General features: G+C 72.1%; 21 protein-coding genes. 11 read left to right on the forward strand and 10 right to left on the reverse strand.

Annotated features, from left to right (window positions below; translation table 11 throughout):
- Positions 1–131 precede the first annotated feature (131 nt).
- Together ACFXJ8_RS31340 and ald are read left to right on the forward strand one after the other, a co-directional pair.
- Complete coding sequence (locus ACFXJ8_RS31340; RefSeq protein WP_379647585.1) at positions 132–1514, forward strand: aspartate aminotransferase family protein; 1383 nt, start codon at positions 132–134, stop codon at positions 1512–1514.
- A 30-nt stretch (positions 1515–1544) separates the two neighbouring features.
- Complete coding sequence (gene ald, locus ACFXJ8_RS31345; protein WP_379647586.1) at positions 1545–2660, forward strand: alanine dehydrogenase; 1116 nt, start codon at positions 1545–1547, stop codon at positions 2658–2660.
- Positions 2661–3097: 437 nt separating this feature from the next.
- On the opposite strand, the gene ACFXJ8_RS31350 is transcribed toward ald, so the two are convergent.
- The 4 genes from ACFXJ8_RS31350 to ACFXJ8_RS31365 form a co-directional block, all read right to left on the reverse strand.
- The gene (locus ACFXJ8_RS31350) at positions 3098–4519 is read right to left on the reverse strand and encodes a tetratricopeptide repeat protein (RefSeq protein ID WP_379647587.1); all 1422 of its coding nucleotides are present in this window, start codon (positions 4517–4519) and stop codon (positions 3098–3100) included.
- 62 nt (positions 4520–4581) lie between these two features.
- Positions 4582–5490, reverse strand: coding sequence for a sulfite exporter TauE/SafE family protein (locus tag ACFXJ8_RS31355; RefSeq protein WP_379647588.1), 909 nt, complete (start codon positions 5488–5490; stop codon positions 4582–4584).
- Positions 5491–5614: 124 nt separating this feature from the next.
- Positions 5615–6262 carry a response regulator gene (locus ACFXJ8_RS31360; protein ID WP_379647589.1) on the reverse strand — a complete coding sequence of 216 codons (648 nt, stop codon included), beginning with the start codon at positions 6260–6262 and terminating at the stop codon, positions 5615–5617.
- The gene (locus tag ACFXJ8_RS31365; protein WP_379647590.1) at positions 6259–7362 is read right to left on the reverse strand and encodes a sensor histidine kinase; all 1104 of its coding nucleotides are present in this window, start codon (positions 7360–7362) and stop codon (positions 6259–6261) included. The genes ACFXJ8_RS31360 and ACFXJ8_RS31365 overlap by 4 nt, the downstream gene beginning before the upstream one ends.
- Before the next feature lie 95 nt (positions 7363–7457).
- Here ACFXJ8_RS31365 and ggt point away from each other — a divergent pair, with 95 nt between their 5' ends.
- Positions 7458–9242, forward strand: a complete 1785-nt coding sequence (ggt, locus tag ACFXJ8_RS31370) for a gamma-glutamyltransferase (protein WP_379647591.1) — start codon at positions 7458–7460, stop codon at positions 9240–9242.
- Positions 9243–9297: 55 nt separating this feature from the next.
- A complete protein-coding gene (locus ACFXJ8_RS31375; RefSeq protein ID WP_379647592.1) occupies positions 9298–9654 on the forward strand; it encodes a peptidase inhibitor family I36 protein in 357 nt (118 codons plus the stop codon).
- On the opposite strand, the gene ACFXJ8_RS31380 is transcribed toward ACFXJ8_RS31375, so the two are convergent.
- The gene (locus ACFXJ8_RS31380) at positions 9655–11049 is read right to left on the reverse strand and encodes a flavin-containing monooxygenase (protein ID WP_379647619.1); all 1395 of its coding nucleotides are present in this window, start codon (positions 11047–11049) and stop codon (positions 9655–9657) included. It abuts the gene before it with no gap.
- Positions 11050–11283: 234 nt separating this feature from the next.
- On the reverse strand, positions 11284–11457 hold the full coding sequence (locus ACFXJ8_RS31385) for a hypothetical protein (RefSeq protein ID WP_379647593.1): 174 nt from the start codon (positions 11455–11457) through the stop codon (positions 11284–11286).
- Positions 11458–11563: 106 nt separating this feature from the next.
- On the opposite strand from ACFXJ8_RS31385, the gene ACFXJ8_RS31390 reads away from it, so the two are divergent.
- Both ACFXJ8_RS31390 and ACFXJ8_RS31395 read left to right on the forward strand, forming a co-directional pair.
- Complete coding sequence (locus ACFXJ8_RS31390) at positions 11564–12331, forward strand: SURF1 family protein (protein ID WP_379647594.1); 768 nt, start codon at positions 11564–11566, stop codon at positions 12329–12331.
- A gap of 5 nt (positions 12332–12336) precedes the next feature.
- Positions 12337–12636 (forward strand): DUF3817 domain-containing protein, encoded by a 300-nt coding sequence (locus ACFXJ8_RS31395; RefSeq protein WP_379647595.1) that lies wholly within the window; start codon positions 12337–12339, stop codon positions 12634–12636.
- 26 nt (positions 12637–12662) lie between these two features.
- Here ACFXJ8_RS31395 and ACFXJ8_RS31400 read toward each other — a convergent pair whose 3' ends face one another.
- The 3 genes from ACFXJ8_RS31400 to ACFXJ8_RS31410 all read right to left on the reverse strand — a co-directional run bounded on the left by ACFXJ8_RS31400 (position 12663) and on the right by ACFXJ8_RS31410 (position 17649).
- Positions 12663–12854 (reverse strand): hypothetical protein, encoded by a 192-nt coding sequence (locus ACFXJ8_RS31400; protein ID WP_379647596.1) that lies wholly within the window; start codon positions 12852–12854, stop codon positions 12663–12665.
- A gap of 567 nt (positions 12855–13421) precedes the next feature.
- Entirely contained in the window at positions 13422–16643 is a 3222-nt protein-coding gene (locus ACFXJ8_RS31405; RefSeq protein WP_379647597.1) for a hypothetical protein, read from the reverse strand.
- Positions 16644–16710: 67 nt separating this feature from the next.
- Positions 16711–17649 carry a GlxA family transcriptional regulator gene (locus tag ACFXJ8_RS31410; protein WP_379647598.1) on the reverse strand — a complete coding sequence of 313 codons (939 nt, stop codon included), beginning with the start codon at positions 17647–17649 and terminating at the stop codon, positions 16711–16713.
- Positions 17650–17719: 70 nt separating this feature from the next.
- On the opposite strand from ACFXJ8_RS31410, the gene ACFXJ8_RS31415 reads away from it, so the two are divergent.
- A complete protein-coding gene (locus ACFXJ8_RS31415; RefSeq protein ID WP_379647599.1) occupies positions 17720–18622 on the forward strand; it encodes an NAD-dependent epimerase in 903 nt (300 codons plus the stop codon).
- Here ACFXJ8_RS31415 and ACFXJ8_RS31420 read toward each other — a convergent pair.
- Positions 18541–19419 (reverse strand): arylamine N-acetyltransferase, encoded by an 879-nt coding sequence (locus ACFXJ8_RS31420; protein WP_379647600.1) that lies wholly within the window; start codon positions 19417–19419, stop codon positions 18541–18543. The genes ACFXJ8_RS31415 and ACFXJ8_RS31420 overlap by 82 nt on opposite strands.
- Positions 19420–19493: 74 nt before the next feature.
- On the opposite strand from ACFXJ8_RS31420, the gene ACFXJ8_RS31425 reads away from it, so the two are divergent.
- The 4 genes from ACFXJ8_RS31425 to ACFXJ8_RS31440 all read left to right on the forward strand — a co-directional run bounded on the left by ACFXJ8_RS31425 (position 19494) and on the right by ACFXJ8_RS31440 (position 26074).
- Entirely contained in the window at positions 19494–20177 is a 684-nt protein-coding gene (locus ACFXJ8_RS31425) for a response regulator transcription factor (protein ID WP_379647601.1), read from the forward strand.
- Positions 20174–23185 carry a DUF4153 domain-containing protein gene (locus ACFXJ8_RS31430; protein ID WP_379647602.1) on the forward strand — a complete coding sequence of 1004 codons (3012 nt, stop codon included), beginning with the start codon at positions 20174–20176 and terminating at the stop codon, positions 23183–23185. Before ACFXJ8_RS31425 ends, ACFXJ8_RS31430 begins: the two co-directional genes overlap by 4 nt.
- A gap of 76 nt (positions 23186–23261) precedes the next feature.
- Entirely contained in the window at positions 23262–24812 is a 1551-nt protein-coding gene (locus ACFXJ8_RS31435; protein ID WP_379647603.1) for an amidohydrolase family protein, read from the forward strand.
- Positions 24813–24994: 182 nt separating this feature from the next.
- Complete coding sequence (locus ACFXJ8_RS31440) at positions 24995–26074, forward strand: alanine racemase (protein WP_379647604.1); 1080 nt, start codon at positions 24995–24997, stop codon at positions 26072–26074.

Consider the following 26074-nt stretch of genomic DNA (forward strand, 5'->3'; position numbering starts at 1 on the left):
GGATTTCGTCGATATTACATAGACGGACTGCGGATCTCGGGTTTCTTGCACACTGTTGCCACGTTTTCGCTTGGCAACACCCCATGTGACCATGCACACTGTGGGGAGTTCAGACACGAGGGAAGATACCGATGACGCAGCCCGAAAACGACGTTCTCAAGGCCGCTCAAGACAACCTGTGGTTGCATTTCACCCGTCACAGCTCCTACAAGGAGCAGGAGATCCCCACGATCGTGCGGGGTGAAGGTGCCTATATCTACGACATCCACGGCAAGCGCTACCTCGACGGACTGGCAGGCCTCTTCGTCGTCCAGGTCGGCCACGGCCGCCAGGAGCTCGCCGAGGCGGCCGCCAAGCAGGCGCAGGAGCTGGCCTTCTTCCCCCTGTGGTCCTACGCCCACCCGAAGGCGGCCGAGCTCGCGCACCGGCTGGCCCAGGAGGCGCCAGGCGACCTCAACCGCGTGTTCTTCACCACCGGCGGTGGCGAGGCCGTGGAGACGGCGTGGAAGCTGGCCAAGCAGTACTACAAGGTCACCGGCAAGCCGCTCAAGCACAAGGTCATCAGCCGCCAGATCGCCTACCACGGCACCCCGCAGGGCGCCCTGTCGATCACCGGCATCCCGGCCTTCAAGCAGATGTTCGAGCCGCTCGTGCCCGGCTCCATCCGCGTGCCGAACACCAACTATTACCGCGCCGAAGAGATCTCCGGCGTCAAGGGCATGACGCCCGAGCAGTACGGCCTGTGGGCCGCCGACCGCGTCGCCCAGGCCATCGAGTTCGAGGGCCCCGACACCGTCGCCGCCGTCTTCGTCGAGCCGGTGCAGAACGCCGGCGGCTGTTTCCCGCCGCCGCCCGGATACTTCCAGCGGCTGCGCGAGATCTGCGACGAGTACGACGTGCTGCTGGTCTCCGACGAGGTCATCTGCGCGTACGGCAGGCTCGGCACGATGTTCGGCGGCCAGAAGTTCGACTACACGCCCGACATCATCACCTCGGCCAAGGGCCTGACCTCCGGCTACTCCCCGCTCGGCGCGATGATCGCGCACGACAGGCTGTTCGAGCCGTTCAAGAACGGCGAGGAGATGTTCGCCCACGGCTACACCTTCGGCGGGCACCCGGTCAGTGCCGCGGTCGCGCTGGCCAACCTCGACATCTTCGAGAAGGAAGACCTGCTCGGCCACGTCTCCCGCAACGAGGGCGCGTTCAAGAGCACCCTGGAGAAGCTGAAGGACCTGCCGATCGTCGGCGACGTGCGCGGCTCCGGCTACTTCTGGGGCATCGAGCTGGTCAAGGACAAGGCGACGAAGGAGACCTTCAACGCCGAGGAGTCCGAGCGGCTCATCCGCGGCTACCTGTCCAACGCCCTCTACTCCAACGGCCTTTACTGCCGCGCCGACGACCGCGGCGACCCGGTCATCCAGCTCGCTCCGCCGCTCATCGCCGGGCAGAAGGAGTTCGACGAGATCGAGTCGGTCATCCGCAACGTGCTGACCGAAGGCCTGAACCTCCTCTAAGCACACCCTCACCCAAGAAAGGACCAACCCATGAAGATCGGCGTTCCCGCCGAGGTGAAGAACCACGAGTACCGCGTCGCGGCCACCCCGGCCGGCGTGCACGAGCTGGTTCGGGGCGGCCACGACGTTCACGTCCAGCGGGGCGCCGGTCTCGGCTCGCACATCACGGACGAGGAGTACCTGGCCGCCGGGGCCAAGATCCTCGACACCGCCGACGCGGTGTGGGGCGAGTCGGAGATGGTGCTCAAGGTCAAGGAGCCCATCGCCGAGGAGTACCACCGCATGCGCGACGACCTGGTGCTCTTCACCTACCTGCACCTGGCCGCCGGCAAGGAGTGCGCCGACGCGCTGCTCAAGGCCGGCACCACCGGCATCGCCTACGAAACCGTCCAGGTCGGCAACACCCTGCCGCTGCTGGCCCCCATGTCCGAGGTCGCGGGCCGCCTCGCCCCGCAGGTCGGCGCCTACAACCTCATGCGCTTCAACGGCGGGCGCGGCGTGCTGCCCGGCGGCGTCCCCGGCGTCGCCCCCGCGAAGGTCGTCGTCATCGGCGGCGGCGTCTCCGGCCTGAACGCGGCCCAGATCGCCGTCGGCATGGGCGCGGACGTCACCGTCCTCGACACCAACATCGACCGCCTGCGCTTCATCGACGCCATCTACCAGGGCAGGCTGAAGACGCTCGTGTCCAACGCCTACGCGCTGGAGCAGGAGGTCCTCAAGGCCGACCTGGTCATCGGCGCCGTCCTCATCCCGGGCGCCAAGGCGCCGACGCTGGTCTCCAACGACCTGGTGTCGCGGATGAAGCCCGGCTCCGTGCTCGTCGACATCGCGATCGACCAGGGCGGCTGCTTCGAGGACTCCCGCCCCACCACGCACGCCGAGCCCACCTACCCGGTGCACAACTCGGTCTTCTACTGCGTGGCGAACATGCCGGGCTCGGTGGCCAACACCTCCACGTACGCGCTGACCAACGCGACGCTGCCGTACGCGGTCAAGCTGGCCAACCTCGGGTGGAAGGAGGCGCTGAAGGCGGACGACGCGCTCGCCCTCGGCCTCAACACCCACGCCGGTCAGGTCACCAACGGGCCGGTCGCCGAGGCGCTCGGCCTGCCGTACGTGCCGGTGGCCGACGTCCTGGCCGCCTGACAGCCACCCCTCACGACGACGCCCGCCGGATCGCCCCCGGCGGGCGTCGCCATCTCCAGCACCGCAGCCCCAGGCGTGGCGGGCCGGTGTTCTCCAGGCGTCTCCCAAAAGGCCCCGTGCTCTCCCGCGCGATCGCGGCCCTGGTGCGTGGGTGCGGGGCTGGGTTCTTTGAGGGATGGGGGCAGGCCCGGCGTTCCGCGGCCCCGGAGTTCCCCCCGGGCGTCTCCCAAAAAGACCTCAACCCCGTGCTCTCCCGCACGATCGCGGCCCCGGTGCGTGGGTGCGGGGCTGGGGTTCTTTGGGGGATGGGGACAGGCCCGGCGTTCCGCGGCCCCGGAGTTCCCCCCGGGCGTCTCCCAAAAGACCTCAACCCCGTGCCCTCCCGCGCGTTCGCGGCCCCGGTGCGTGGGTGCGGGGCTGGGGTTGAAAGATGGGGCTCAGCGGGCGCCCAGGCGGAGGCGGAGGTCGCGGGCCGTGGCCAGGACGTGCTCCACCTCCGAAGGCGTCGGCCACGGCGACGTCCCCGGCAGCACGATCGTGGTCCACACCGACGCCAGGTGCTCCACCGCCGACGGCCGCAGCCCGCTGCGCTCGGCCAGCCACGCCACCACGTCGGCGTGCTCGCGCAGCAGCCGGGTGATCAGGTCCCACGTGCCGAGGATCTCCGTCAGGTCCCGCACCCGCATCATCACGCCGCCCCTGCGCCCCGTCGCCGCGGCGGCCAGCTCGGCCCTGGCCGCCAGCTCGGGCTCGGTGAGCCGGTCCCAGGTGGGCGGCGGCGGGTCGGCCAGCCACCGCTCCGCCTCCTGCGTGTTGCCGGTGGCCGACAGCAGCCCGCCGAGCTCCAGCGCCGCCCGGTGGTGCCCGGCCACCGCCGCCTGCCTGAACCAGTGCTGCCCGCCCTGCAGGTCGCCGAGCTCGGCGATGAGCAGCAGCCCGAAGTTGAACGCCGACTCCGCGTCGCCGCTGGCCGCCGCCCTGCCGAACCAGTGGCTGGCCCCCTGCGAGTCGGACAGCTCCACGCAGACGAACCCCGCCATCCGCTGGTCCTCCAGCCGCCCCGCCTGCGCGGCCCGCTCGAACCACGCGCGGGCCGTACGGAGGTCTCCGCGCGACAGCGCGATGCCGCCGAGCTGGGAGGCCGCGCCCGGGTGCTCGCTCTTGGCGGCCAGCCTGAAGTACGCCTCGGCGCCCTCGGGGTCGCGGGTGGCCTGCAGGAACAGCCCGAGGTGGTAGGCCGCCTCGGCGTGGCCGCCCCGCGCGGCGTACTCCCAGCAGCGGACCGTCTCCTCCTGCTCGCCCGCCTGGTAGGACAGGAACCCGAGGTCGTGGGCGGAGGCGACGTCGCCGTCGGCGGCCGCCCTGCGGTGCCATTCGCGGGCCGGCGGCAGCTCGCCCGCGTCCTCGCAGATCAGTGCCAGCCGCCTGGCCGCGGGCCTGGATCCAGCGTGGGCGGCGCTCTCGAACCATCGGCGGGCGGCGTCGAGGTCGCCGCGCTGCTCCATGAGGAGGGTCGCCAGGTTGACCGCGGCCTCGGCGTCGCCGGTGCCCGCCGCCAGCTCGTACCAGCGGATGGCCTCGTCGAGTGTGCCGTGCTTCTCGTGCCAGACGCCGAGGTTGTAGGCGCTGTCGATGTTGCCGCCCGCCGCGGCGCGTTCCCACCAGTGCCTGGCGGCCGAGCGGTCGCCCCGCTGGGCGTAGAGCTTGCCCAGCCGGTGCGCGGCCAGGGGGTCGCCGTGCTGGGCGGCGGCGAGGAGGTCGGGATCGTCTCCTGAGCGGGGCGCCGGTACCGGTGGGGGCGTCTCGACTCCGTGTCCGGCCGCGGCCCCCACCTGCTGCTCGTTCTGCCACCACGTCATTGCGCCAGAGTGACACGTGGCGGCTTGGTCGCGGAGTGTAATCGAGGAGAACGCCAGGGCGGCTAACCGGAGGAGGCGACGAATCTGATGAAGGCCGGGTACATGCCCATCGCGCACGAGTAGCGCAGGGTCCCCGGTTCCTGCGGCGGCAGCCGTACGGTCGCCGGGAGCGCCACGTCCTTCCCGGCGATCGTCACCGTCCTCGCGCACCCGGCGGTGTTCGTGCGGAAGACCAGCGTGACGGGGGTGCGGGCGGGCAGGGTCACGATCCCTGGCCGGTAGCCGTCGTTCGTGGCCCAGACGGTGACCGTGCTCCCCAGGCCGCTCCCCGGGCCGCCCCCCGGGCCGCGTAGGCCGGCCGCAGCCGTGGCAGGGGCGGCGCGGGGCAGCCAGCCGCCCAGGCTCAGCCCCGAGCCGATCGTCCAGAGCCCGACGGCCGCCGCGACGGCCGCGCCGAGCACGGCGAGCCTGGTGCGCGAGATCCGGCGCAGGACGAGCCCCAGCAGGGCCAGGGCGGGCGAGGTGCCGAGCACGAACCCCGTCAGCACCGCGACGCCGCCGATGGCCGAGCCGCTGGAGACGGCCACCACCTCCATAGCCAGCGTCACCCCGCACGGCAGCAGGATGGTCGCGGCGCCGAGCAGCGGCGCGCTGAGCGGCCTGCCGGGCGGTGGGGAAGCGCAGCGGCCGTGGCGGAGCGACCTGACGGCGAAGAGGATCACCGCGATGCCCGCCGCGACCAGCAGCGCCGCGCGGACCTGGGCGGGCAGCCTGATCGCCGAGCCGAGGGCGCCGAGCAGGCCACCGGCCACGGCGTGGACGGCCAGACGGCCCGTGAGGAACTGCCCGATCGTCCACGGGGACGCCCCCGTCAGGCCGAAGAGCAGGCCGCCCTGCATCGCCGTACACGAGGCGGTGCCCGCCACCAGCCCGGCGGCGAGCCCGCTGACGAACAGGGCGACAGGATCCACGATCAGCCCCCGATCGCCGGGCCGTCAGGGCCGCGCAACCGGGCGATCGACCTCCTCACGCTCGAAACCGTAACGTCACGCCCCGGACGCGGCCAGTAACAGTTGTTTCACCCGCGGGCGCGTTTCACAGCCAGCCCGGCTTGACCAGGCCCGACTCGTAGGCGATGACGACGAGCTGCGCCCTGTCGCGGGCGTGGAGCTTCATCATCGCCCTGCTCACGTGGGTCTTGGCCGTGGCGGGCGACATGAACAGCCTGGTCGCGATCTCGTCGTTCGTCATTCCCGTGCCGACCAGCGACAGCACCTCGCGCTCCCGCTCGGTCAGCAGGTCGAGCCCGTCGGCCACGACCGGCTCCTTGGCTCTGCTCGCGTACTCCGCGATCAGCCGCCTGGTCACACTCGGCGACAGCAGCGCCTCGCCGGCCGACACGACCCGCACCGCCTGGATGAGCTCGGCCGGCTCGGTGTCCTTGACCAGGAAGCCGCTGGCCCCGCCGCGCAACGCCTCGAAGACGTACTCGTCCAGCTCGAAGGTGGTCAGGATGATGATCCGCGGCCCCTCGGGCATCTGCCTGGTCGCGGTCAGGCCGTCGGTGCCCGGCATGCGGATGTCCATGAGCACCACGTCGGGCGCGTGCTCCCGCGACAGCCGTACCGCCTCGGCCCCGTCGGCGGCCTCGGCGATGACGCTCATGTCGGGCTGGGCGTCCAGCAGCGCCCTGAAGCCCGCCCGCACCAGCGCCTGGTCGTCGGCGAGCAGCACCTTGATCATTGTGTTTCCTCCGGTAGGGGCAGCCTGGCCTCGACCCGGAACCCGGTGCCCGCGGGCCTGGCCACCAGGGTCCCACCGAGCGCGGCCGCCCGCTCCCGCATACCCGGGATGCCGTTGCCGCTGCCCTCCTCGGCCAGTACGGCAGGCATCGACGAGCCCGTGTCGGCAACCGTGATGACCAGCTCGGCGGGCAGGTAGTCGAGCCGCACCGACACCCGCGACCCCGGCGCGTGGCGGGCGGCGTTGGTGAGCGACTCCTGCACGATCCGGTAGGCGGCCCGCTCGACCTGGGCGGGCAGTGCCCGCGCGTCGGCCTGTTCGAGCGACACGTCCAGCCCCGACCGTTCGACCAGGTCGGTGAGCCGGTCCAGCCCGGCGGTCGGGGAGCGGGGCGCGCCCTCACGCAGCACGTTCAGCACCGAGCGCAGCTCGCCGAGCACCTCCTTGGAGGCGCTCTTGATCGTGGTGAGCGCAGAGCGGGCCTGCGAGGGGTCGTCGTCCATCAGGTGAAGGGCGGTGGAGGCCTGCACGTGGATGAGCGAGATGTTGTGCGCGAGCACGTCGTGCAGCTCCTGCGCCATCGTCAGGCGCTCCTCGCTGGCCTGCCGCCTGGACTCCTCCTCGGCGACCCTGGCCCGCTCGGCCCGCCCCTCGCGCCGGTAGCGGGCCAGCTCGCCCGCCGCGAGGATGAGCGCCATGACCGCGACGATCGCCAGGACGTGCCACAGGCCGGACGAAGGCGGAGGAGAGACCAGCCAGGTCGAGTAGACCAGGAAGAAGATCGTGGTCAGCCCCGCGGCGACCAGCGCGAGTTTCCTGCGCCCCTCGGCCACGGCCTGGAAGAGCAGGATGATCGGGCTGGTGAACACCGGCCCGTAGGGGTAGCCGCCGAGCAGGTAGAGGCAGGTCGCCACGAGCGTGACGCCCAGCGTCGTGGCGGGGAAGCGACGCCTGAAGAGCATCATCGCCGGGCCGACGAGCAGCAGCAGGCTCGCCACCGCGTCGACCTTCGCCCGGTCAGGCTGTGGCAGGCTCGCCCCGTGCGAGGCGATCACCTGGAACGCGGCGACCACCAGGGCGAGATATGGGGTCCTGTTCACCCGTCCACGCTAGACGACCCCGTTCGGCCAAGACATCCTCCCGATGTCGCAGGGGGCCCTACCACCACCGGCGTACCTGGTCCATTGTTGGGATCATGCGCCGACACATCCTCGCACTCGTCGCCGTCACCCCCTTCCTCGTCGCCGCGCCCGCAGTCGCGCGGCCGGCCGATCACGAGCCGGCGCCCGCCATCGCCGGGCCGGCCGATCACAAGCCGCCGCCCGGGCAGAAGCAGCCCGTCGCCGAGGGCTACGGCGGGGCCGTGGCAACCGTCGACCTCGAGGCCAGCAAGGCCGCGATAGCCGTACTGAAGAAGGGCGGCAACGCGATGGACGCCGCGGTGGCGGCGGGCGCCGTGCTCGGCGTGACCGAACCGTACTCCGCGGGCCTGGCCGGCGGCGGGTTCATGGTCTACTACGACGCCAGACGGGGCAGGGTCTACTCGATCGACGGGCGCGAGGCGGCGCCCGCCGCGATGACGTCGACCTCGCTGGAGGGCATCCCGTTCGAGGAGGCCGTCACCAGCGGCCTGTCGGCGGGCGTGCCGGGCGCGGTCGCGCAGTGGGATCTGGCGCTGCGCAGGTTCGGCACGATCAGCTTGCGTCAGGCGTTGAAGCCCGCGATCGAGGTGGCGTCCGAGGGCTTCGTCGTCGACCAGACCTTCCACGACCAGACCGCCGCCAACGCCGCCAGGTTCAAGGACATCGCCTCCACCGCCAAGCTCTACCTGCCGAACGGCGCGCCGCCGCCCGTCGGGTCGGTGTTCAAGAACCCCGAGCTCGCCCACACCTACCGCGAGCTGGGCAGGCGCGGCCCCGAATGGCTGTACGGCGGGCGGCTCGGCCAGGAGATCGTCAGGACCGTCAAGAACCCGCCGATCACTCCCGGCGCGACCCGCAAGGTGCGTCCCGGCCTGATGGAGGTCGCCGACCTGGCCTCCTACCGGGCACTGATGCGGGAGCCGACGCGCGTCGACTACAACGGCATGCAGGTGTACGGCATGGCGATCCCCTCCTCGGGCGGCTCGACCGTCGGTGAGGCCCTCAACATCCTGAAGGTGCTGCCCAGCGTCGGCCTCCACGAGTACCTGGAGGCGTCGAGGCTGTCGTTCGCCGACCGCGGCAAGTACGTCGGCGACATCCCGAACGTCCCGCTGGCCGAACTGCTCAGCGACGGCTTCGCCAAGGAGCGCTCCTGCCTGGTGGGTGAGCGCGCGATGGCTCACCCGGCCGCCCCCGGCACGCCCGATGGCACCTACACCGGCTGTGGCGAGCCGCTCGACGAGGCCGGCACCCCGCCCGCGGAGGAAGGCCCGGAGACCACCCACCTGGTCGTCGCCGACCGGTGGGGCAACGTCGTCGCCTACAACCTCACCATCGAGTCGACCGGCGGCAACGGCATCGTGGTGCCGGGACGCGGGGTCCTGCTCAACAACGAGCTGACCGACTTCAGCTTCGGCCCCGCCCCCGGCGACCCGAACCTGCCCGCGCCCGGCAAGCGCCCCCGCTCGTCGATGGCCCCGACGATCGTGCTCGACGAGGGCAGGCCGGTGCTGGCGGTCGGCTCGCCCGGCGGCTCGACGATCATCACGACCGTGCTGCAGATCATCCTCAACCGCTACGAGTTCGGCATGAACCTGCCCGACGCGCTCGCCGCGCCGCGGGCCACCCAGCGCAACACCGCGCAGACCCAGGCGGAGCAGGGCTTCCTCGACCGCTACCGGGCCGAGCTCGAGGCCAAGGGTCACACCTTCACGCTGAACCCGGAGATCGGCGCGGCGACCGCACTGGAGTTCACCGGAAGGGGGAAGATCCAGGCCGTGGCCGAGCCCGTACGGCGGGGCGGCGGCAGCGCGATGGTGGTTCGTAGCACATCGTGATCGGCCGATGACGTAATGTGCTGGGGTTCGCATCTCCTCACGGGAGGAACCCCCCATGCGCCTGCTGACCGTTTCCGCCCTCCTCGCCGGTGCCCTGGCCCTGCCGGGGCCACCGGCCGAGGCCGCCGCGCGGCCCTCGTGCCGGGCGGACGTGTGCCTGTGGACGGGAGCCGACTACACCGGTGAGGTCTTCACCTGGCGGGTGGCCGACGGCAACGTCCACATCGGCGCCGAGCACGCCGACCGGGTGGGCTCGTTCGTGGCCGACGTCGAGGTCTGCTTCGTCGACACGGCCGACTCCGAGTGGAGCTGGACCGAGCGGCGCAGGGCGGGGGAGGGCGACTACAGCCCCAACTACTACCGGCGCTTCGGCCACCGGATGGACCGCCTCGCCCCCGCCCGCCACTGCTAGCTAGTAGATCAGCTCGAAGGCGTCGGGCTTCATCCTCCTGGTGCGCGCCCAGTACTCGAAGGTGAAGCCCGGCCAGGTCGTCCGGTTGACTCCGTGCTCGTCCAGATACCAGGACCGGCAGCCGCCCTCGGTCCACACGAGGCGGTTGAGGCGTTCCTGCAGCCGCTCGTTGAAGGCCCGCTGCCGCTCGGGCCTGACGTCGATCGCCCTGGCCTGCGTCCTGGACAGCAGGCGCAGGCAGTCCATGACGTACCTGACCTGCGACTCGATCATGAAGACCACCGAGTTGTGGCCGAGCCCCGTGTTGGGCCCGAGCAGGAAGAACAGGTTGGGGAAGCCCGAGGTCGTGATGCCGTAGTAGGCCTCGATGCCGTCCTGCCACGCGTCCTGGATCTTGACGCCGTCCCGGCCGACGATCCGCTGCTCCTGCAGCGCGTCGGTCACCTTGAAGCCGGTGCCGTAGACGACGACGTCGGCCGCGTGCTCCCTGCCGGTGACGTCGACCACCGCGTGGCCGCGCAGCTCGGCGATGGCGTCGGTGACCAGGGAGACGTTCGGCCTGCTCAGCGCGGGATAGTAGTCGCTGGAGATGAGGATGCGCTTGCAGCCGATGGTGTAGTCGGGGGTGAGCTTGCGGCGCAGCTCGGGGTCGGGGACCTGCCGTTCGAGGTGCCGTACGGCCAGGCGCTCGTGGACGGCCATCAGCCTGGGGTCGACGGCGAAGCCGAGCGCCCTGCTCTCCAGTGCCCAGTAGATGCCGTTGCGCATGGCGCGGGCGGCGCCCGGCAGCTTGAGCAGCCGCTGCATCCGGTCGGGGATGGCGAAGTCGGGCTTGGGGTGGATCCACGGGGGCGTGCGCTGGAAGACGGTGAGCTGGGCGGCTGCCTCGGCGGCGAGCCGGGGGACGAACTGGATGGCGGAGGCGCCGGTGCCGATGACGGCCACGCGCTTGCCCTTGAGATCGACGCTGTGGTCCCACTCGGCGGAGTGGAAGGCGGGCCCCGCGAACTCACCCCCAAACTCCGGAAATTTCGGGACATGGAGGGCGCCGACGGCGGAGATCACCGCGTTGGCCCGCATCGTGTGGCCGTCCGAGGTGACGATCTCCCATTCCCTGCCGGTGTATTCGAGGCTCACCACCTGCTTGCCGTACTGGATATGCGGGTCGATGCCGTACTTCCACACGCACGCCCGCATGTACTCCCGGATCTCCTCCTGCGGGGAGAACATCCGCGACCAGCCGGGGTTGAGCTCGAAGGAGAAGGAATACATGTGGGACGGCACGTCGCACGCGCAGCCCGGATAGGTGTTGTCGCGCCAGGTTCCGCCGAGGTCGTCGGCCTTCTCCAGGATGACGAAGTCGTGGAACCCCGCCTCCTTCAACTTGATCGCCATCCCGATCCCGGCGAAACCCGAACCGATGATGACGATTCCCAGCTTGTCACTGGATTCCACGGGACCTCCCAGCGTGGCTCTATTGGACAACAAGTCCAATGTAATTGGACAGGTGTGGGAGGTCCAGAGGCGGTGACCCTGCGAAAGAGTGAAGGAACCGGGCGTCACGGTGTCCCGGAACGACAAGAACCCGCCGCGACCTCGTCGAACGGCGGGTGGGAAACCTCCTGGTCGTTAGACCAGGAGCAGGTAGGCGATCACGCCCACGATCGCGACGGCGAGCACCACCGCGATGATCGGCAGGGCCGCGGAACGCTTGGGCGCGGCCGCCGACTCCTGCTCGGCCCGCTGGGCGAACGCGCGGAACTGCTGGGTGTTGCCCGCGGGGTCGATGTGCTGGTCAGACATGCGTTGCACTCTAGCGGGATCAGCTGGTGGATTTGCACCGTTTGGCCGGACTCGGTGAGGGGCACTCGATTATCGGACCGCCGGTAAGGCCGGATAGCGTGGACGCATGCTCAGAACCCTGCTCGCACCCCGCATGCTCGGGTTGCACCTGCTCGCGATCGGGGTTCTCGTCGGCTTCATCCTGCTCGGCCGCTGGCAGCTCGGTGTGTTCGAGGACTCGGGCAAGCCCGCGGCCTCCTCCGACCCCGCGCCCGTCGGCGTCGAAACGCTCAGCCAGGTCGGCGCCCACATCGACGGCGCCTCCGTGGGGCGGCGCGTCACCGTCTCCGGCGCCTACGACGCCGGACGCCAGTTGCTCGTCGCCGACCGCAGACCCGACGTGTCCGCGCCGGGCGGCAACGTCGCGAGAGACGAGGGCTACTGGGTGCTCACCCCGATCACGCTGAACGACGGCACGCTGATGCCGGTCGTGCGCGGCTGGGTGGCCAAGGCGGACGACCCCGGCGTGGCCGTGCCGTCCGGCCAGGTGGCGGCGAGCGGGCGGCTGCGCGCGCCGCAGAACACCGACAGCGTCCAGCGGCGGCCCGAGGGCGTGCCCGCCGGACAGGTGCAGACGGTCTCGACGGCCGAGCTGATCAACCTGTGGCGGGGGGAGAAGGTGCGCAACGGTTTCGTGGTCGCCCAGACCCCCGGCCTGACCCCCGTCAAGGTGCCGCCCCCGTCCACCGGCGGCACGCTGACCTGGCGCAACCTGGCCTACGCGGCCAACTGGTGGATCTTCGCGGGGTTCGCGGTGTTCATGTGGTTCCACTTCGTCCGCGACGCCGTACGCGCCTCCAAGTCCCCCTCGTCTGAAGTCGTTCTAGAAGGTTGATGATCGTGGAGTCCGCACTCAAGCCCTTCCGGGTCCTCGCGTACATCGTCGGCGCCATGCTGCTCGTGCTCTGCACGGCCATCGTGCTGAGGTACGGTTTCGACATCCCGGAACCCTCCAAGATCGTCTCGCCGATCCATGGATTCCTCTACATGCTCTACCTGGTCGCGGTCATGAACCTCGGCATGAAGGCGCGCTGGAGCTGGAGTTACATGCTGGGCGTCATGCTCGCGGGCACCGTACCCCTGCTGTCGTTCTACATCGAGCGCCGGGTGACCGCCAGAGTGCAGGAGGCCATCGCCTGACGGCCCCCTTGCATTCTTGTTGATCGTCAGTTGCCGATCCCGCGCCTGCGGGCCCTCTTGAGCCGCTCGCGCTGCGACGGGTCGAGCATCATGTAGCCGACCACCGGCGCGGCGACCACGCCGAGCACCACGAGCAGGGTGAGCCAGCCGGGCAGGAACATCCACGACAGCAGGACGGCGATACCGGCGCCAATGGCGTACTTCTGGACGGGCGACATCCTCAACATCCCTCCGAACGCGGAGCCCGCGCCCCGCCTCTCCACATTCTGCGTCGTCCATTCAACGCCCGCGCCCGGCGAGTGGTTCCATCCGCGATATATCTTATTTTTTCTTGTACGGCTCCGCACGGGAGGGCGCCTCCGCGGTCACCGCTGACCGCCCGTCCAGGGGACGCTCCTCGTGCCCGCCCCCTCCCGCCGTAACGGCGCCCCTTTGGCCGCCCCCTTCGGAACACCCCCACCGCCTCCCACCGCCGCGGCACCCGCCCCCGCCGCCAGGGCTCCCCACAGGGAGAGGCTCGCTGCCTCCCATCGCCACCGCGTCTCCTCGGCCCGCCCCTTCGAGGAGACGCTCGCCGTCTCCCCCACGCCGCCGCGCCCTCTCGGCGCCGCCCCTTCGAGAGACGCCCGACCCCCCGTCGGGCGCATCCTTTGGGAGAGGATGCCGTCTTCCGTCGCCACCGCGCCCCTCGGTCGCCAGTTCGGGAGACGTCCGTGGTTCTGCATCGTCACGGCATCCTGGCGGTCACCTCGTCGGCGGCGGACGTTTCTTGCGTTCCGGGCGGGTCACGGTTGGGGGGAGGTGGGCACCGCGGCGATCGCCTGTAGGTCGAGGCGCAGTTCGTCGGCCGTGAGCCGCTGGCGGGGCGCCCCCGACAGCAGACGGAACAGCACGGGGGCGAGCACTCCCGCCCTCGTCAGCGGCGCACCGGGTGCGGGCGCGCGCCCCTCGACGGCCGTGAACAGCGTCGCGCCGAGCGACCACAGATCGGCGGCGGGGCCCACGTTCCCTTCGGGAGCGGTGTAGGGGGACATCCCCTGCGCGGGCGCGGGATCGGCCAGCGTCACCTGCCCGCCGCCGCCCACCAGGATGGTCTCCGGCCTCAGGTCGCCGTGGTAGTGGCCCGCGTCGTGGAGCGGGGCCAGCAGGTCGAGTACGCCCAGGCCGACCGCGGCCGCCTCCTCGGGAGCCAGCGGGCCCGCCGCGTGGAGGATGTGCTCGAGGGGACGCGGCGGTTGCTCAGGGACTGCCTCGGGTCGGCTCGGCTTACCCTGCGGCTCGTCGGTCAGCACCAGCGGACCCGTGAACGTCGGCCGCCTGAACGGAGCCGTCGTCTCGACAATCGGCACGGGCTCGGGCTCGGGTTCGCCGGGCATCGCGGCGAGCACCGGCGGGGCGGCGTCGTCGGTGACCCCCCAGCCCAGGGAGGCGCGAGGCGGTTGCCCCTCGGCCGGATTCCCACCCGGCGGAGGTCCGTTTTCGCCAGGGGGAGCCCACTGCCCAGGTCCGTTCCCGCCGGGCGGCCCCCACCCTGCGGGGGCGTGGCCGGGCGGCCCCCATGGCCCGGGACCGTTCTCGCCAGGCGGTCCCCATGGCCCAGGTTCGTTCCCGCCGTGGGGACCCCATGGTCCAGGTCCGTTCCCGTTGGTCGGACCCCATCCCGCGGGGGCGTGGCCGGGCGGTCCCGATGGTCCAGGTCCGTTCCCCTCGAGAGGTCCCCATCCTGCGGGGGCGTGGGCGGGCGGTCCCCATGGTCCAGCGCCGTTCCCCTCGGTCAGACCCGATCCTGCGGGGGTGTGGCCGGGCGGTCCCCATGGGCCAGTGCCGTTCCCGTCGGACGGACCCGATCCTGCGGGGGTGTGGCCGGGCGGTCCCCATGGGCCGGGTGCGGCGTTGGGCTGCGGACCCCACCCTTCGGGCCCCGGCGCTGGACCCCATGAGCCAGGGACACCGCCAGGGTGAGGGGAGGGCTGCTCCGGCCCTGCCTGTCCCGGCTGGGCGGCCTGGGCTGGGTGGGAGCCGATGGCCGCGGGGTCAACGGGTCCTTGCGAGGCGCCCCACGGGGCGTCGGCGGGAGGCGGGCCACCTACGACGGGAGGGGCCGAGGGCACCGGCCCCCATCCGGCTGGCTGCGGGGGAGCGGTCTTGTTGTCCTTGGGACCGCGCCGCAGCACCCTCCGGAGCAGCGAAGGCTTTTCTGACGGTGCCGCGGCAGGCCCGGCACCCGCGGGAGGGAACGGCTGACCGGGACCGGGCGGCATGCCACCGGGACCCGGAGGAGGGCTTCCAGGGGCTGGCGCCCACGCCGGAAGCGGCGCCGCCACGGGGTCCGCCGGGTGTGCCGCCGGACCTCCCAGGACACCGTCGGGCCCTATCGCGTCGAACACCGCACCCTCGGGCTCCCCCTGCGGCGCAGCCGGGCCGAGCCCTCCCCCCTGGGACGCCTGCTCAGGTCCAAGGGGGCCGTAGCCGGGGTCCTGGGGTGCTCCTTCGGCTCCCATCGGGCCGGACCCTCCTGCCTGGGACGCCTGCTCCGGCCCCACTGGACCGAAGCCGGGGCCGCGGGACGCGCCGTCCGGTCCCGCTGGTCCGAACCCCGGACCTTCGGGTGCGCCCTCGGGTACCGCTGGGCTGAAGCCGGGGCCCTGCGATGCTCCCTCGGGTCCCATAGGGCCGAACCCCGGACCTTCGGGTGCGCTTTCGATGGGGCCGGAACCCTGGGGTGTGGCCTGGCCGCTCGTGGGGTCGGCGGGAAACGCGTGGGGCATCGCCTGCGGACCGGAGGGTGCGGCGCCCGGAGCGGCGGTTTCGGTCTGGTGGGCGGGCCGGGTGGCCTCCAGCGCGTCGAACTGGAGGGCCTCGTGGCGCATCGCGGGGCGGGTTACCTCCAGCGGGTCCCGCTGAGTGTTCTCCAGGGGACGCGACGGCTGGACGATCTCGACCCTTGTCGTCTGCTCGGCGTCCTCGTCGACCGGACGCAGCGACCACGGGCCCGACGCGGGGGTGGCCACCGGGTGCGCAGGGGTGAACGGTGGCGGCGCGTCGTCGGTGGAGAGGTCTGAGGCGGGCGTGGCGGGATCCGGGTCCGGGGATGGCGAAAGAGGCGCGGGCTCAGGGGCGGAAAGCGGCAGGGCGGAGGGCAGCGGGGCGGAGGGCAGCGGGGCGGAGGGCGATGCGTTAGAGGGGGGCGGCGCGGAGGGCGAGGCGGTGGAAGGCGACGCGGTGGAAGGCGGCGGGGCGGAGAGCGGCGGAGCGGAGGGCGACGCTGCGGAGGGTGGTGGGGCGGGAAGCGGCGGGGTGGGGGGTGGCAGGGCGGGTGACGGGGGCGCGGTGCCTGCGAGGTCGGCGAAGGCGGCGGCCACCGTCTCGGCCGTCGGGCGGGCGGCCGGGTCCGGGTTGAGCATGTCGGTCAGCAGGGGACCGAGCGCCCCGCCGATTGGCTGGCCAGGCTGGGGAGGGCGGCCCTCCAGGCCGAAGTGGAGGGTCGCGGCCAGCGACCACAGGTCCGCCGCGGGCCCGACCCCCTGGGGACGGAACGGGGTGGCGACGCCGAAGCCCGTCAGCACCGCCCTGCCCGTCGGCGTGAGCACGATCGTGGACGGCTGGATGTCGCCGTGGACGACCCCGACACCGTGGACGGCCCGCAGCGCCGCCACCAGATGCACGCCGATCCTGGCGACCTGGACGGGCGGGAGCGGGTGCCGTTCGAGGACCGTCTGTTCGAGTGTGCGTCCCTGGGGCAGGTCGACGACCAGCCACGGCGTGCCGTCCTCGACGATCACCTCGTGGACGGCCTCGATGGAGGCGTGTCCGAGTCCGGTGACGAGCCCGACCTCGCGTCCGACCATGCCGCACAGCTCCCTGCGGGCCGAGGGGTCGGGCGGGAGCCGTACCTCTCTGATCCCGACGTCGCGGCGCATGAGGTCGTCGGCGGCGAGCCAGAGGGACCCGGCGCCCAGGGGGTTCAGCAGCCGATAGCGTCCGGCCAGCCGGCGTTGGCCGTTCATGGTGATCTCTCCGTCCAAACGCGTGCAGCGACACAGCACGATATCGGTTTGTCGGGAAATGCCACCATCACAGCCGGCGGGTGAACGCGGCCCGGTAGGCGGTCGGCGTGAGTCCGGCCCTGGCGGTGAGGTGCTTGCGAAGGGAGTCCGCGCTGCCCAGGCCGCTGCGGGCGGCGACCTGGTCCATGGGCAGGTCGGTGGTTTCGAGAAGCTCGCGGGCGCGGTCGAGGCGTTGGTGGAGCAGCCACTGCAGGGGGCTGAGTCCTGTCTCGGCGTGGAAGCGGCGGGTGAGCGTGCGGACGCTGGTGTTGGCGTGGGCGGCGAGGTCCTTGAGCGTGAGGGGCCGGTCGAGCATGGTCAGCGCCCACGCTCGGGTGTCGGCGAGGGAGGTGCCGCGTTCGGGTGGCAGCGGGGTCTCGATGAACTGGGCCTGGCCGCCGGGCCGGACAGGGGAGACGACGGCGAGGCGGGCGACCGCGTTGGCGGTGGCGGCGCCGAAGTCGAGCCTGACCAGGTGGAGGCAGAGGTCGATGGCGGCGGCCGCGCCCGCGGAGGTGAAGACGCCGCCGTCCTCGACGTAGAGGACGTCGGGGCGGACGTCGACGGACGGGAACCGGGCGGCCAGGTCACCGGCCAGCCCCCAGTGGGTGGTGGCGGCGCGCCCGTCGAGCAGCCCCGCCTGCGCGAGCACGAACGCCCCGGTGCACAGCGAGGCGATGCGCGCCCCGGCGGCGTGCGCGGCGCGGAGAGCGTCGAGCGTGTCGGGGTGGGCCTCCTCGCCGCCGCTGCCGACGGCGATCACCGTGTCGGCGTCCTTGACCACCTCGAGGCCGTCGGGGACGTGGATCCGCGGGCCGCCGATGGTGGCCATCATGCCCGGTACGGCGGTGCAGACCTGGATCTCGTACCCGGCCGCGTCGCCGAAGACCATGTGCGGGATCGACACGTCGAAGCTCATCACGGGCGGGGTGATGACGACGGCTATCCGATGCATGGTCAGCTGCATGGCCCGATCCTCCGGATGGTTGGCATTCCGGCCACTATCGCATGACCTGTCCTGTCGCGAGGGTGGAGGCATGCGGAAACTTCATGTGATCACCGGTGCGGGCGCGACGGCGGCCCGTACGGCAAGGCTCCTGGCGGACGACGACGAGCGGGTGCGGCTGGTCAGCCGCAGCGGAACGGGCCCCGAGCACCCGCTGATCGAGCGGGTGGCGGCCGACGCCACCGACACCGGGCGGCTCGTCGAGCTGCTCGACGGCGCCGACACACTGATCAACTGCGCGGCCCCGGCCTACCACCGGTGGGTGGAGGAGTTCCCCGCGCTCGCGTCGTCGCTGGTGGAGGCGGCCGGGCGGACCGGCACGCCGTACGTGATGCTGGGCAACCTGTACGGCTACGGCCTCGTCGACGGCCCGATCGGGCCGGACCTGCCGCTGCTGGCGCAGGGCCCCAAGGGCAGGGTGCGCGCGGCCATGTGGGAGCAGGCCGCGGCCTCGGGCGCGCAGGTGACCGAGATCCGGGCCGCCCAGTTCTACGGCGCGGGCGCGGTGTCGGTGTTCAGCCTGATGGTGCAGTCGCAGGTGCTGGCCGGGTCGCCGGCCGTCGTGCCCCAGGAACTCGACGTGCCGCACAGCTACTCGGCCATCGGCGACACCGCCCGCACCCTGGTCGCCGCGACCAGGGACGAGCGGGTGTGGGGCCAGGCCTGGCACGTGCCCACGGTGACGTTGTCGGTGCGCGAGCTGGCCACCAGGCTGGCCGAGCTGGCGGGCGTGGCCGCGCCCAGGCTCGACCTGATGACCGACAGGGACATCGCGCTGCTGTCGCTGACCAACCCGTTCTGGAGTGCGCTGAACGAGGTGCTGGAAAAGCCCGGACGCCCCTACGTCGTGGACTACTCCGAGACGGAGGAGGTGCTGGGCGTCAAGCCGTCATCGGTCGACGACGTGCTCGCCGAGGCGATCCAGGCCTCGTGAGCCGTGACCAGCCTGCCCCAGAGCAGCGATCGGTCGCCGGGGGGCAGGGCGATGCCGAAGACGTCCGCCAGGGCGGCGAAGTAGTCGGTCTCGCTCTCCAGCGTCGTCGAGGTGGTGTCGTCGCCGACCCTGGTCAGCACGAGGCCGCGCAGGATGTCGACACCTGAGGCATCCCGCCGGTTGAGCGTCGCCGTTCTGACGAAGCCCGAGGTCGGCGAGGTGGACAGGTGCTCGTGCATCGCCTCGAACTCCGCCATCTCCGCCGGCTTCATGCCGAAGTCCATGCCCGCGAACGAACCGCGAGGATCGTGGTCGAAGCGCCATCCGCCCGGCGCGACCTCCGAGGGCCGCATGCCGTACTCGAAGGGGCCCTGCCGGTAGCGGCCCTCGGCCAGCGGTAGCGGTTCGTGCAGCGCGTCGCCGAGCCCCGCGTCCACCAGCCACTCCTCAGGACCCTCTGAGGAGGGCAGCCGCACGGTCAGCACCAGATGGTTGCCGGTGACGCCGGGCTCGGCGCCGTGGTTCTGCACGCCGCCGACGTGCCTGGTCACCTCGTAGCCGAGCGCGGTGAGCAGCGCGGACAGCGCGCCGTTGAGGTGGTAGCAGTAGCCGCCGCGCCCGCTCAGGATCCGCGCCGCCGACTCGGCCGGATCGATCGTGGTCGGCCGGTCGAGCCAGATCTCCAGCACCTCGTACGGCACGCGCTCCACGTGCGCGGCGTGCAGCGCGCGAAGACTGTCCAGGGTGGGAGGGGCGCTCTCCAGTCCGAGCCTGCGCAGATAAGCGGTGATGTCCACGACCGACAAGTCTGCACGGGATGTGCACATCTTGGGGAGTGTCGTCTGCACACGTCCCTTCTACGCTGCTGTCCGTGGCAGACCAGCGACGCATCCTCGTGGTCGAGGATGACGAGACGATCGCGCTGGCCGTACGCAACCGGCTGGCCGCGGAGGGCTTCGACGTGCGCGTCGCGAGCGACGGCGAGGCGGCACTCACCGCGTACGGCAGAGCGGAACCCGACCTGGTGATCCTCGACCGGCTGCTGCCGGGACTGGACGGCCTGGAGGTGTGCCGCAGGATGCAGGCCGCGCGGCCGGTGCCGGTGCTCATGCTGACCGCACTCGGCGAGGAGACCGACGTGCTCGTCGGCCTCGGCGTGGGCGCCGACGACTACCTCGCCAAGCCGTTCAGCATGCGCGAGCTGGTGGCCAGGATCCACGCGCTGCTGCGCAGGGTCGAGCGGGCCGCCCAGCTGGCGATCGAGGACACCGTGATCAGGGTGGGCGAGGTGGAGATCGACACCGCGGCCCGCAGGGTGTTCGTGCGCGGCACGGAGGCGCAGCTCACCCGCACGGAGTTCGACCTGCTGCGCCGGCTGGCCGAGCGTCCCGGGCAGGTCTTCGAGCGCGACCGGCTGCTCTCGGACGTCTGGGGCTTCTCCGAGGCGGCCGCCACCAGGACCGTCGACAGCCACGTGCGCGCCCTGCGGCGCAAGCTCGGCTCCGACGTCGTGCGCACCGTCCACGGCGTCGGCTACGCCCTGGTACGCCGATGAGGCCCCTCGACTTCCTCGGCCGCATCAAGGTGAAGCTGGGCATCGTCATCGTCCTGGCGGTGGGCACGGCGTTCGTGGTCAACGAGGTCGGGCTGAACGCGGGCGCCTCCCGCGAGGTCAGGATCGCCGTCGCCAGCATCCTCGCGCTGATCATGGTGCAGGTGCTCGCGCACGGCATGACCAAGCCGCTGCGTCAGCTCGCCTCCGCGGCCCAGACGATCGCCAAGGGCCACTACACGCTGCGCGTCCGTGCCACCTCGCGGGACGAGGTGGGCGAGCTGGCCAGGGCGTTCAACGCGATGGCCGCCGACCTCGGCGAGGTCGACAGGCAGCGGCGGGAGCTGGTCGCCAACGTCTCCCACGAGCTGCGCACGCCGATCACGGGCCTGCGCGCGGTCCTGGAGAACGTGGTCGACGGCGTCTCGGCCGCCGACCCCGTCACGATGGGCACGGCGCTGGCCGCGACCGAACGGCTGGGTCGCCTGGTCGCCCAGCTCCTCGACCTGTCACGGCTCGACTCGGGCGTGCGCCTGCTGGAGGCCGAGCCGGTCGCGCTGGAGCCCCTGCTCGACCAGGCGGCCCGCGAGGCCGCGATGGCGCGCGACGACGTCACGATCAGGCCAGTCTGCGCGCCCGGCCTGGTGGCGCGGGCCGACCCCGACCTGCTGGCGCAGGTGCTGGCCAACCTCCTCGACAACGCGGTACGGCACAGCCCGCCCTCGGGCCTGGTCACGCTGTCGGCGCACGGCCACGGCTCAGGGGTGCGGCTCCTGGTGGCCGACCGGGGTCCGGGGATTCCGGAGGCGGCGCGGACCAGGGTGTTCGAGCGCTTCTCCAGGCTCGACACGGCGAGGGCGGCCGACGCGGGCGGCTCGGGGCTCGGCCTGGCGATCGTGCAGGAGATCGTCGAACTGCACGGAGGATCCATCCGCATCGACGACGGCGCGGGGTGCCGCATGGTCGTCGACCTTCCAGAGAGGATCACAGTGGAACCCGACATGGCGCGACTGGGGATCACCCGCGCGACCGAGGACGTCCAGGAACCGGAAATCGGCCACGCGGCCGACGTCCAGGAGAGCGAGCCCGCCCCGGCACAGGAGGCCGCCGAGGTGAAGGAGCCGGTGGAACCCGTGACCTGGCCGGTCCCGGTCCCTGCGCAGCCGCCGCCGCCCAGACCGGCGGGCGGGGTGGGGGGCATCATGCTGTGGACCGTGGTCGGCCTGGGAGGCGGCGTCCTCATCGGCCTGTTCCTGGCGGTCTTCATCGGCATGGTCTTCGGGACCATCGCGGCCATCCTGGTGATGATGGTGGTCAGCGCGACGGGGGCGGCCGTCGGCTCGGCGATCGGGTCGGCCAGGGGGCAGGCGCCGCCGTACCCCGCGATGAACCACCAGCCGCCTGCGCACCCGGGGGCCGCTCCCGCCGGTCCTGCGGTGGAAGGCGCCCCGGCGGCTGGCCCACCGCCGCAGGCGCCGCCGCCACAGGGGCCGCCGCCGCACGGGCTGCAGCCGCAGGGGCCGAGGCCCCCGGCGCCGCCTTATGTGCCGCCGCCGCTCTTCCCCCGGCCCGAGCTTCCCGACACGCCGCGCTGGCTGCTGCCCGCCGCGGCGGGGGTGGGCGTGTTCGCCGCCGTCGCGCTGCCGTACGCCAGGGCGGGGCTGGGCATCGCGCTGGTCGCGCTCGTGCTCGGCGCGGCCGCGCTGCCCGCCGTCCTGCGCAGGCTCACCCCGTGGACCGCCGCCTTCGGGCTCATCGCCTACGCGCTCGTCTCGATGGTCGCCGTCAGGGACGCCGACTGGCTGGTCCTGCCGCTGCTGGCGGCCGCCTTCGGGCTCGGCGCGATCGCCGTCTCAGGGCCTGGCCGCGGCTGGCTGGCGCTGATCAGGGGCGGCATCTCGGTGGCGTTGGCCGTCTTCCCCGTGCCGTGGTTCCTCGCGGGCCCGCTGAAGACGCTGACCGTACGGCGGCGCATCCTGCCGCTGGTGGCGGGGCTCGGCATCACCGCCGTCCTGCTGGTCGTCTTCGGCCTGCTGTTCGCCTCGGCCGACAAGGTCTTCGCCTCCTTCCTCAACCGGCTGTTCGTCGCGCCCGAGTGGGCGGACACGCTGCCGTTGCGCGTGTTCGTCTTCGCGGTGTTCGCCGTGCTGATGGCCGCCGCCGTCCTTGTGGCGATGCGCCCGGTCGCAGACCCGGTCAGCCCCTCGTTCAGGATCAGGCTGAACCGCAGCCTGTGGGTGGTGCCACTCACCGGGCTCAACCTGCTGTTCGCCGCGTTCGTCGCCGTCCAGGTCACCGCGCTGTTCGGCAGCAACGCCTGGCTGCTGCGCACCACGGGCCTGACCTACGCCGACTACGCCCGCCAGGGCTTCTTCCAGCTCATGGTCGTCAGCGTCTTCGTGCTCGCGATCGTCGCCGTGGCCGGCAGCGTGGTGCGGACCGAGCGCGGCGACCGCGTGGCGCTGGCGATGCTGCTGGGCGTGCTGTGCGCGTTCACGATGGTCATCCTGGTCTCCGCGCTGCACCGCCTCGACCTGTACACCGACGCCTACGGTCTGTCGCGGCTGCGCGCCTCGGTCGCGGCGACGATCTGGTGGCTCGGCGCGGTGTTCGCGGTCGTCCTCGTGGCCGGTGCCGTACGGCTGGCGGGCCGCGGCTCGGCGTGGCTGCCGAGGACCCTCGTCCTGATCACCGGGGTCGGCCTGCTGACGTTCGCCGTCTGGAACCCCGACCTCCAGGTCGCCAGGACCCAGGTCGACATCAGGGGAGTGGAGCGCATCGACCAGGACTACGTCGGCGACCTCGGCGCGGAGGCCGTCCCCGAGCTGGACCGGCTCCCCGAGCCGTTGCGCAGCTGCGTCCTGGCCGACGTCATCCGCGCCAACGGCCTGGACGAGCCCGACCCGTGGAACGGCTGGAACCTCGCCAGGGCCGAGGCCCGCGCCCTGCTGGCCGAGCACCCGGTCGTGCAGAACACGACCTGCGCCCCGCGCTCGCGTGAAACCCCTTGAGTAAAGGGAGCCGCATTTCTTCCGGGAAACGCGGCGCGAGAAAAGCAGCAAATCAGAGTAATGGTTGAATCTTCGTGTGACGTTCGACGTGGTCATCAGTGGCGGGCGGGTGCTCGACGGCACCGGCGCTCCGGCTTTCAGGGCGGACATCGGGATCACCGGCGAGCGGATCACCGCCGTCGGGCGGCTCGACCCGGCCACGGCAGGCCAGGTGATCGACGCGACGGGCCGCCTGGTCATGCCCGGGTTCGTCGACTGCCACGCTCACGGTGACGCGCTCGTCTTCGACCCCCAGGTGCAGCTGGCGGCGCTGCGTCAGGGGGTGACGACGTTCGTCCTCGGCCAGGACGGCCTGTCCTACGCGCCGGGCTCGGCCGCCACCGTCGGCTACGCCACCCGCTACTTCGCCGCCGTCAACGGGGTGCACCCCTTTCTCGACGACTTTCCCGATGGCGCGGCGAGCGTGGCCGACCTGCTGGCCGGATACGACAGGGCGACCGCGCTCAACACCGCCTACCTGCTGCCGCACGGCACCATCCGCTACGACGTGATGGGCGCCGCCCCTGGCGAGCCGTCACCCGAGCAGCTCGCCCGGATGCTCGCCCACGTCGAACGCGGGCTCGCCGAGGGCGCGGTCGGGCTGTCGAGCGGCCTGGAGTACCTGCCGGGCCGCAACGCCTCCTCCGCCGAGCTCGCCGCGCTCTGCCGTCCGCTGGGCGCGCTGCCATACGTCACCCACATGCGCGCCTACGGCGCGGGCGCAGGCGTCGGCATGGCCGAGGTGGTCGAGATCGCCGGAGCATCGGGCGCGCCGGTGCACGTCTCCCACCTGCACGGCCCCGCCGACGTGCTGCTGCCGCTCGTGCAGGGCGCGCTCGACCGCGAGGTCGACCTCACCTTCGACACCTACCCCTACCTGCGCGGCAGCACGATCCTCGCGATGATCGTGCTGCCGCCCCAGGTGCCGGCCGCCGAGGTGGACAGGGCGCTCGACGTGCTCGAATCGTCCTCGCTCGCGGACTGGTGGCCGACGCTCGACGGCCTGTGGCCGCGGCTGACGGTGTCGCACGCGCCCGGCGAGGAGTGGGCCGAGGGGCTGACCATCGTGGAGGCGGCCGGCCGCAAGGGGGTCGCGCCCGCGGAGTTCTGCCGCAGGCTGCTGGTCGACACGCGCCTCGAGGCGGGCTGCGTGGTGGCCAGGCCCGACGAGGGGCCCGAGGGGGAGGAGTCGGTACGGCGGATGCTGCGCCACCCCGCGCACACCGGCGGCTCCGACGGGATCTACGTGGGCGGGCACCCGCACCCGCGCGGCTGGGGGGCGTTCGCCCGCTTCCTCGGCGTGCACGTGAGAGAGCTGGGCGACTGGACGTGGGAGCAGGCCGCGGTGCACCTGGCGGCGCATCCGGCGCGCCGGTTCGGGCTGCTGGACAGGGGGCTGCTGCGGCCAGGGATGGTGGCCGACGTGGTCGTGGTCGACCCGGCGACGGTGGCGGACCTGGCGACGTACGCCGCACCGCGGACTCCGGCGACGGGGATCTCGGAGGTGCTGGTCTCCGGGACGCGGGTGCTCTCGCACGGCGCCCTGACCGGCCACACCCCAGGCCGCGCCCTACGCCCCACCGCGTGACTTTCGCGTACGGCCGCGGCCCGGGGGACGGTGTCGGGTTCAGGTGCGCCGTTGCGGCGCCCGGCCATGCGCGCCCGAGGAGCGTCCCTTCGACAGACCCGCGCCGGTGACCACGGAGGCGCGTGGAACGGCTTGCCGTACCGAATGAAGATCACGCCGAGAGGCGGGATAGGGTCTGGGCGATGAAAGGGATTCGGTCGGAGTGCCTGGGGGAAGGCGTGTTCGGCGGGGCGTTCACCTTCCCGCTGATGGTCGTCAAGCGCGCCGCCCTCGAACACAACGTCGCCACCATGGCCGCCTTCACCCGCGACCACGGCATGTTGTTCGCGCCCCACGCGAAGACCCACATGTCACCCGAGATCGCCCGCATGCAGCTCGACGCCGGCGCGTGGGGCCTGACGGTCGCCACCCCCAGCCAGGCGATGACCGTGCGCGGCTTCGGCGTGTCCCGGATCATGGTCGCCAACCAGGTCGTCGACCCCGCGGGGCTGTCCTGGGCCGCCGCCGAGCTGGACGCCGACCCCTCCTTCGAGTTCGTGAGCTTCGTCGACTCCCGGGCAGGGGTGGACCTGCTGGCCGGGCACGCAGGCACGCGCCCCTTCCAGGTGCTGGTCGAGATGGGGCACCACGGCGGCCGGGCCGGCTGCAGGAAGCTCGACGACCTGCTCGACCTGGCCGCCTACGTGCGCGCGACCGACGGCGTCGAGCTCGCGGGCGTGGCCGGGTACGAGGGGGCGCTGAAGACCGCCGACGAGGTCAGGAAGTATCTGGCGATCCTGCAGAACGCCGTCGAATACCTCAGGGCGCCGATGCTCAGCGTCGGCGGCAGCCAGTGGTTCGACGTGATCGGCCGCGAGCTCGTCACCGCCCAGACCGCGATCGTCCTGCGGGCGGGCGCCTACGTCACCCACGACGACGGCTACTACCGCGAGCGCACCCCCTTCAACCGCGTCGAGGGCAGCCTGGAGCCGGCCTTCGAGATCTGGGCGCACGTGCTGTCCACCCCCGAACCCGACCTGGCGATCATCGGCATGGGCAAGCGCGACGCCCCCTACGACGAAGGCCTGCCCGTCCCGCGCAGACCGGACCTGACCGTGGTGAAGATGCAGGACCAGCACACCGTCGTCCAGGGCGCGCTGAAGGTGGGCGAACTGGTCGCGTTCGGCATCTCCCACCCCTGCACCGCCTTCGACAAGTGGCGCGTGCTCCCGCTCGTCGACGACGACTACACCGTCGTCGGCACCGTCAACACCCACTTCTAG

Origin of the sequence: Nonomuraea sp. NPDC059194 (assembly GCF_042754765.1) — a bacterium.
GTDB lineage: Bacteria > Actinomycetota > Actinomycetes > Streptosporangiales > Streptosporangiaceae > Nonomuraea.